Source organism: Mesorhizobium sp. M0016 (assembly GCF_040324035.1).
Classification (GTDB): Bacteria; Pseudomonadota; Alphaproteobacteria; order Rhizobiales; family Rhizobiaceae; genus Mesorhizobium.
Map to the genome: position 1 here is coordinate 1 of NZ_JAMYVM010000054.1, position 6,474 is coordinate 6,474.

Annotated in this window: 3 protein-coding genes and 3 pseudogenes; 2 read left to right on the top strand and 4 right to left on the bottom strand. The window is 61.8% G+C overall.

Going from position 1 to position 6,474, the window contains the following annotated elements; translation table 11 throughout:
• Window positions 1-279, top strand: a pseudogene (locus NKJ88_RS32765) (IS5/IS1182 family transposase); the annotation flags it as partial.
• Here the strand turns inward: NKJ88_RS32765 and NKJ88_RS32770 are convergent.
• The 3 genes from NKJ88_RS32770 to NKJ88_RS32780 all read right to left on the bottom strand — a co-directional run bounded on the left by NKJ88_RS32770 (window position 218) and on the right by NKJ88_RS32780 (window position 3,760).
• The gene (locus NKJ88_RS32770) at window positions 218-616 is read right to left on the bottom strand and encodes a transposase (protein WP_352446957.1); all 399 of its coding nucleotides are present in this window, start codon (window positions 614-616) and stop codon (window positions 218-220) included. The pseudogene NKJ88_RS32765 and the gene NKJ88_RS32770 overlap by 62 nt on opposite strands.
• Before the next feature lie 313 nt (window positions 617-929).
• Entirely contained in the window at window positions 930-3,017 is a 2,088-nt protein-coding gene (gene xopAA, locus NKJ88_RS32775; protein ID WP_352446958.1) for a type III secretion system effector XopAA, read from the bottom strand.
• 44 nt (window positions 3,018-3,061) lie between these two features.
• A complete protein-coding gene (locus tag NKJ88_RS32780; RefSeq protein WP_352446959.1) occupies window positions 3,062-3,760 on the bottom strand; it encodes a recombinase family protein in 699 nt (232 codons plus the stop codon).
• 40 nt (window positions 3,761-3,800) lie between these two features.
• Between NKJ88_RS32780 and NKJ88_RS33100 the strand changes: the two are divergent.
• A pseudogene (locus NKJ88_RS33100) lies at window positions 3,801-6,312 on the top strand (Tn3 family transposase); the annotation flags it as partial.
• Window positions 6,313-6,366: 54 nt separating this feature from the next.
• Here the strand turns inward: NKJ88_RS33100 and NKJ88_RS32800 are convergent.
• Window positions 6,367-6,474: pseudogene (locus NKJ88_RS32800) on the bottom strand (IS5/IS1182 family transposase); the annotation flags it as partial.

Here is a 6,474-nt window from a genome sequence, read left to right on the forward strand (position 1 = left end):
TCGAACCATTCGACGATAGACCTGCCGGCCAAAGGGACCAGCATATCGCCGCAATCGGCAGAGACGGCCGGATGAAATGGCAGGTCTCCAACGGTTATGGCAAACGCTCGCTGGTCGAGACCGCCATAGGGCGATACAAGTCCACCATCGCGCGGCGTTTGCGGGCACGGTCGGCTTCCAGTTCAGCAGACCGAAGTCGCCATCGGCTGCGCCGTCCTCAACCGCATGCTTGCCTGCGCACGCCCGACATCCGCCCCCCGCAAGGCGGCCACGGCATAGTCTGCCGCTTCAAAGATCGACATCCGCTCAAGTCCGGACCCATGCACCAACGCCGCCGCGGAGCGCTTTTCAGAGCCCCCTTTAGAAACTCCAGTTCCAGAGCCTGCTTGCCCACCAGCCGCTCAAGCGCGGCGATCCGCGCCTCATATTCCGTGATCAGAGCGGCCGAAGCCGTATCTTCATCGAAACCGCCTGCCTCATACTTGCCAATCCAGACACGGATCAGGCTGCGGGTGACGTCATGCCGTTTCGCCAAACTATGCAGCGTCTCGCCCGACAGATATTCCTGCACGACCTGACGCTTGAACGTGATGCTGTAACTACGATGTCTTGCCATGGTTCTCTCTTTGAAAACCCGACAGCCATGGTCAATTCCTCAGGACGATCTGTCCACCCCAAGGGGCGCACTCCAACTGTAGGAGCAAGTTTGGCGAGAAACTCTCCGATTCGCGCTGGCTCACCGAAGTCATAGCTGGGACGACGAAGCATTGACGCGCGGGATTCTCGAGCCTCTATAGAGGCTTGGCAGGGATTTGTGTACAAACAGCCAAAAGTGAGCTACCTCGCTGTCAGTAAAGGTTTCTTACACGAATCGCTACCGACCCTCCCGCTCAGGAATCCCGCCCGACCCCATACGCGTGCAGGGCTGCTTATTCCGACTGAGGCGCCGGCTGCATGGGCAGCTCCGCCGGTGCGTCGACCCAGGGGTCGTCCCTACCCGCCGTCTCCTCCGATTTGCCTTCCCATTCGTCGCGCGCCTCGTACCACTCGTCGCCGATCTGCTCAAGCGTGCCGACCAGGGTGCGTTCGGCGGACGCCCGCTGTGAGGGGCTGAAGAACAGCGGCTCATGCGGCACACCCGCCATCTCGACCCCGGCTACGTCGTGCACATCCGCTGCAGCCGGCGAGCGGTGCCCGGCGACCAGCTCGAAACCCAAGGCCATCGCGCTCCGGCCGAGCCGGATCGCCTGCTGTTGGCCCCAGCCGAGCGCTCCGCTCGTAGCCATGAGGCCCTTGGACATGACGTCGCCGGCCACCCGGCCGAAGAGCAGGTAGGCCGCCGTGTAGCCGACGGTCCCGGCTATGAAGCCCGATGGGTTGGCCCTGGGGTCGTCCATGTAGCCGCTCATCACAGCGGCTACGGAGAAGGGCAGGCCGACCGTCATACCGCCGACGGTGTCGCTCACGCTGTCGTTCATCCCCGCGTGCGTGACGTGCGGGCTCAGCGCTTCACGGAGCAGGAACGTCGACGAGACGACCGCATCGGCGATGAAGTCAGGTAGGGCCAGCCCGTTGTTGCGCATCAGGGCGATGTTTGACCCGAGGACGGCGAAGGCTACGGTCGCCAGCGCGAGCTTTCCCTTCAGGTCGGGGTTGTTTGCGAACGATGCGTCCAGGGTCCGGCGCACCGCCTCTAGGGGGCCTGGTGGGTCATCGCTTGCGGCGACCGGGCTCTCCTGCCGCGTCCCGGTCGCTACGAGCCGCTCAAGGCCCGTCACGATTCTGGACAGGTCCTGCTTGAAGAAGGTGAGCTGCCGATCCATGTGCGGCGTGATCCGCCGGTCCTTCTGGAATTCGCCGACGGAGCGGTTGACGTTGCTCAGACCCGCGCGCAGATCGCCCACGACTCCCTCAATGGCGTCCCTGAAGCCGTCGGGAAGATCACGCCTGCGGTTGAAGGCGCCGTTGAAGCGCAGCCGCATCGAGTCCATCAGGTCCTGCCCCAGCCGCAGGCCGAACATCATCGCCCCTTGCGCTGCCGCTGCGCCGGCGACGAAGCCGGCGTTGCGCTGCAGCGGCGCGGCCTTGGCGTAGAAGGTGGGTACGGCATAGATCAGCGAGATGAAGAAGACCAGGCTGTGCCGGTTGATGGCGTGCTTCATGAACAGCTTGGCGTCCGTTGTCGGGCGTCGCATAAGCGAGACCAGCTGTATCGCCGTATAGGTGTAGGAAGCAATGTTGAACGCAGCGTAGGTGCCAGTCTTCTGGGTGAACAGCGTGGCGAGCGGCAAGGGGTAGAGCAGAAGCGTCAGCGCTCCCAGGTATATCCGCTTCGCGGCACTCGCGTCGTGCTGCAAGGTGTGGATGTCGGTCTCGAAGCTGGTCATGACCGGCTCGAGATAGCGCCGGGCCTCTGCCAGGAACTCCGCCTCCTCTGGTGTCGACGCCTGCTTGTCCAGGTGCGACCGCAGTTCATCGACCTTCTCGCCCATGGCGGCCAGCAGCGTCTTCGGCTCTCGACATCCGGGCTCGGTGACCAGTTCGTTACGCAGCTTGCCCACGAACTCGCTGTCATCGAACTGCCGAAGCTCCTGGACGACCGACAGGTTGCCCAGGAAGGCGGCGATCCGCGACGAGCAATCGCGCATGAGCAACCCGCTCTCGACGTCCCTCGCTTCGCCGGGATTGGCCAGGCGCGGCTGGCTCGCCCCGGAACGGGCCGGTTGCGGAAGCAAATCCGGGACGCCTTCATCGTCCCCGGCTTGCACAATGGCCGGTATGACTTCGGGCCTCGAAGGCCGCTGGCTGGAGATCGACAGCAGGTCCGCGAGGCACATCGTGGTTTCCGAAGCCGGTCTCGGGCACGCGCGTGCTTGCGTGCCGTCCGTGGGCCACAGAGTGCCGCTGCCGTGTCCCGCTTCGATCTCGATGCTGCGGTCGGCGGGTGACGATCCCTCGCCCGCAACCGGGTCGTGCGGATGCGCGTTAGGGCCAAGGCTTGCGGTTTTGATTTGCATGATGGAGTCCTTGCGGGGGTAGATTGAAAGTACGTGTAAAAAGTTCACCCGGTCGACGCTTTTGCCGATCGGACGCGTTTGACGATTTCACCAACGCGGCCTCGACTGGCTTTTCCTCCGATTTTCTCTTGAATCTTTCGAATGCTCAGATCGGTTGATCCGGCAAGCACCTCGATCTCTTCAACCAACAGAATTGGGAGACTTGGCCGTCCGAGATGCTTGCCGCGCGATCGCGCCGCCTGCATTCCAGCGGTGACGCGCTCGCTAATCAAAGAGGACTCCAATTCTGCCATGGCTGCGATGATGGTGAACATGGCCCGCCCCATGGGGCTTGCGGTGTCTATCTGATCCTGAACGCTGATAAAGCGCACGCCGAGGTGATCGAATTCCTCGAGGGCGATCAGAAGGTGACGTGTGGAGCGGGCGAAACGGTCGAATTTCCAGACCAGGACACAATCGACCTCACGGTTACGAACACTCGCCATCAAGGCGTTGAGCCGGGGGCGTCCCTCGCGGCGGCCTGACACCGCAATGTCGCAGTAGTAGCCGACGATCTCCAGTCCGGCGCGCGCAGCGTAGCCATGCAACCCATCATATTGCAGATCGGGCTTCTGCTCCGGCGTGGAGACGCGCAGGGAAAGTGCCGTGCGGTTTTTGGCATGGAAGTGACGATGATTGCGTCCCAGAATGTCTTCCTTTCCGGACGGCGAATCGCTATGTCCTAACGCCTTCAATTCATACACTTTCCGTCGCCCCTTCGGCGGACCCTTTTCTGGACATCTCATGACCTCGATTGATCGCACCGCTTACCCGCGTCCTGGCGACCCTCTGACGGCTGAGGAACTGAACGTCCGCTACCTCCTGAATGAAGCCGATCTCTTCTTCGTTCGTGATAAGGCGCTCACCGATACCGGTCGCGTGACACTGGCGACGGTGCTGAAGGGCCGGCAGGACCTTGGCTACTTTCCATCGGTGAGCGACGTTCACGTCGGTACGCTCGCTTATCTGGCGGCGCAACTTGATCTGGACGCCGTGCCCCCGTTGCTCGACGAGACCCGTCAAAGACGACGCTCCACCGCTATCGGACGGCGGTACGCATTCATCTCGGCGTGGCGGCTTATTCCGAAACTGCCGAGCAGTTGGTATCGGTCACCGTGCTTGCGGCAGCCGAAACGATGAGCGATCCGGCGGACCTGATCAATCGAGGCATTGAAGCTCTGGGGAAGGCTTCGATTGATTTGCCGGCCTTCAGCACACTGGACCGGCTGGTCAACCACTTGCGAACCCAGGTCCACACGCGCATGTACGACCAGGTTGCAGTTCGGCTGACCGCAGATGTTGTCGCGGCTCTGGATGGATTGCTGACGGTCCCGCCGGAAGCCGCGACAACCCCTTTCAACCGGTTGAAACAGACGCCTGGGCCAGCGCGCCCAGAGACAATCAGGCTGTGGATCGAGCGCCTCCACTGGCTGAACAATTTGATTGATCCTGATCCGCCTCTGGCAGACATAACCCACACCAAGCTCCGGCAATTCGCCGCCGAGGCCCGGGCTTTGGAGGTGAGCGAACTTCTTGCCATTGCCCGGCCAGGACGGCGCTACCTTCTGGTCCTGAGCCTTCTGCGACAGGTCCACGCGCAATGCCGTGACGAACTGATCGAGATGTTGTTGCGCCGTGTCCGAAAGACGCAGGCCGCCGCCAAGGAAAAGCTCAAAGCGTTCCAGGAGCAGCACCGTGACGTCGAGGAGAAACTGATCGCTGTTCTGGGAGAGGTGCTGGAAACGGCTAAGGAAGGCGAGAGCGACACCGATACTGGACGTCGCATCCGCGCTCTTTTGGCCGAGCAGGGCGGCGTCGAGGCGTTGTCGCAGCAATGTGAAACGGTCAGCGCCTGGCATCGCAAAAACCCGCAGCCTCTTGTTCCAGCTGCTGGACTTGATGGAGATTCGCTCGGCGACACAGGATCGCAGCCTGCTTGACGCATTGTCGATCGTGATCGAACATCGTCACGCCCGCCGTGACGAATTGGCTGGACCGCTTGAGCTGAGCTTTGCCTCGCAGCGATGGCAAAGCTTCGTGGCGAAGCGCCGTGGTGGCAGTACAGTGGTCGATCGTCGCGCGCTCGAAGTCTGCGTCTTCATCCATCTGGCGGACGCGCTGCAAGCAACGGATCTGTTCGTTGTCGGCGCCGAAACCTTCGATGATTACAGGACTCAGCTCCTGCCTTGGCCGGATTGCGAAGCGCGGCTGGCAGAATATTGCGATGCGCTTGGCCTTCCCGGGAGCGGTGAACACCTTGTCGATCAATTGCGGCGAGAACTGACGGCGACAGCAGTGGCGGTCGATGCGGACTTCCCCTCCAACGCGGAACTGACCATTGACGCTGACGGCGTGCCGCACCTCAAACAGCTCAGGGCCAAGTCGCTGCCCGAGGGATTGCAGGGCTTCGAGATGGAAGTCCATGCTCGCATGCGCGAACGCCACCTGCTCGATATTCTCAGGGACGGGACTTTCTGGACCAACTTCACGCGCCACTTCGGCCCGCCTTCCGGAGCCGATCCGAAGCTCACAAGAGCCGAGCAGCGCTATGTCTTCACGACTTTTGGCTATGGTTGCAATCTCGGCCCCGTCCAGGCCGCCCGCCATGCTCCAGCTATCGCCAGCGCCGATACGTTGCGTCGCCTCAATGCCCAGCATATCAATACGTCCAAGCTCGAAGCCGCAATGACGGACCTGATCGACGCCTACAATCGCTTCCCCTTGCCGAAAATCTGGGGCGCCGGCCGGGCGGCGATCGCCGATGGCACGCACGTCCCGCTTCGCGAAAACAACCTCCTGGGTGCTCAGCATATCCGTTACGGTGCCTATGGTGGCATCGCCTATCATCACATCGCTGACAACTATATCGCATTCACCACCTTCATCCCCTGCGGCGTCTGGGAAGCGGTCCATATCCTGGACGGCCTCATGAAGAACCGATCGACAATCCAGCCGGACATCCTCCATACCGACACCCAGGGTCAAAGCGAGCCTGTCTTTGGTCTTTCCCGCTTTCTCGGCATTGCTGATGCCGCGTATGCGCAATTGGGGTGACGCCACCTTCTATCGGCCCGACAAATCGGTGCGCTACCAGCATATTGACAGGCTCTTCACCCGCGAGATCGACTGGAGCTTGATCTCGACGCATTGGCAGGACATGATGCAGGTCGTCCTCTCCATTCAGGCCGGCTTGGTCCTACCCTCCATGTTGCTGCGCAAACTCGGATCGCACAACCGGAAAAGTCGGCTATACCAAGGCGTTGGTGCATGGGTCCGGACTTGAGCGGATGTCGATCTTTGAAGCGGCAGGCTATGCCGTGGCCGCCTTGCGGGGGGCGGATTTCGGGCGTGCGCAGGCAAGCATGCGGTTGAGGACGGCGCAGCCGATGGCGACTTCGGTCTGCTGAACTGGAAGCGA

Bases quoted from the DNA above. Each gene is read 5' to 3' on its own strand.
- NKJ88_RS32770 (WP_352446957.1), bottom strand. From the start codon at position 616: ATGGCAAGACATCGTAGTTACAGCATCACGTTCAAGCGTCAGGTCGTG.
- xopAA (WP_352446958.1), bottom strand. From the start codon at position 3,017: ATGCAAATCAAAACCGCAAGCCTTGGCCCTAACGCGCATCCGCACGAC.